This window comes from Streptomyces sp. 15-116A (assembly GCF_025290915.1).
In the GTDB taxonomy this organism is placed as follows: Bacteria; Actinomycetota; Actinomycetes; order Streptomycetales; family Streptomycetaceae; genus Streptomyces.
Genome location: NZ_JAOCQE010000550.1, coordinates 1 through 1,139, shown reverse-complemented (window position 1 = coordinate 1,139; position 1,139 = coordinate 1). Strand labels below are relative to the sequence as shown.

Genomic DNA, 1,139 nt, shown 5'->3' with positions numbered 1-1,139 from the left:
GGCCGAACTGGCGGAGGTCCGGGCGCTGATCGAGGTCCCGGTGATGCTGCGGCTCGCCCGCACGGTTCCCGCCGAACGGTGGGCCGAACTCCGCCCGCTCGCCGAGGCGACGGTCCGCGCGGCGTCCTCCGGCTGCCGCGCTACGTACGCGGAGTCCGACCGCGCGTTCCACCGAGCGGTCCTGTCACTCGCCGGGAACGACCAACTCGTCCGCATCGCCGAGGATCTGCATCGCCGAGCGCAGTGGCCCCTGGTCGGCACGGTGCCGGTGGGCCGCAGCAGGGCGGATCTCATAGCGGACGCCCACGAACACACGGCGTTGCTGGACGCGTTGATCGCGGGGGACCTGGAGGTCGTGAAGTCGCTGGTGGGGGAACACTTCACGGGTGCACGCTGACGGGCGTTGCCCGGGGGTAGGTGTCGCTCACCCGCGCCGGCGGGGTGCCTCCCCCACTCTCGGCTTCTCCCCCACGCTCGGCTTCGCTCGCGCGGGGGGACCCCCATGAGCGGGGGGACCCCCATCGCCCACCCGTGCCGCCCTGGGGGCACCTCCCAGGCCCTTAAGGCACTGGGGGAGGCACGACTGCCCGCAGCTAGGGCAGTTATCAGGCGGCGTGACTGCACCAACCCAGGGGCGCGGGGAACTGCGCGACCAGCCACCTACTCACCCGCAGCCGGCGTACGACAGAACCGCCCCCTACCGCGGCCGCGTCTACGCACTCGCCGCCGGAGGTGACAACTGCCGCGCCAACCACGTCGGCACACCCCCCAGCAACCGGAACAACCGCCGCGCCTCCTCCCGCAATCGCGAAGCCTCCTGCTCCGTCTCCGTCTCCGCGAGAGACACCAGCGCCGGCGCCGTCCCCACCAGATACCCCAACTCCTCCCGGATCCGCAGCGATTCGGCGAACCCGTGCCGCGCCTCCGCCAACTCCCCCTCCCGCAGCGCCAGCCCCGCGAGATGCCGCCACGTCGCCGACAGCAGCAGCGGATCCGCATGCGCCGTCGCCCCCGCATGTGCCCGGCGATACGCCGCGCGAGCGGCCTGCGGAGAGCGCGTCAGGTTCTCCGCGATCAGCCCCCGCCGGAAGTCCAGCAGCGCCCGCCCCGCCGCCCCCGGCGCGATCAGCGCCGCCGCC

The 1,139-nt window shown here is 73.7% G+C and carries 1 protein-coding gene and 1 pseudogene; one reads left to right on the top strand and one right to left on the bottom strand.

Annotated features, from left to right (window positions below):
- On the top strand, positions 1 to 397 hold a 397-nt coding region (locus N4P33_RS35405), incomplete at its 5' end, for an FCD domain-containing protein (RefSeq protein ID WP_260831014.1).
- Positions 398 to 712: 315 nt separating this feature from the next.
- Here the strand turns inward: N4P33_RS35405 and N4P33_RS35400 are convergent.
- Positions 713 to 1,139: pseudogene (locus tag N4P33_RS35400) on the bottom strand (hypothetical protein); the annotation flags it as partial.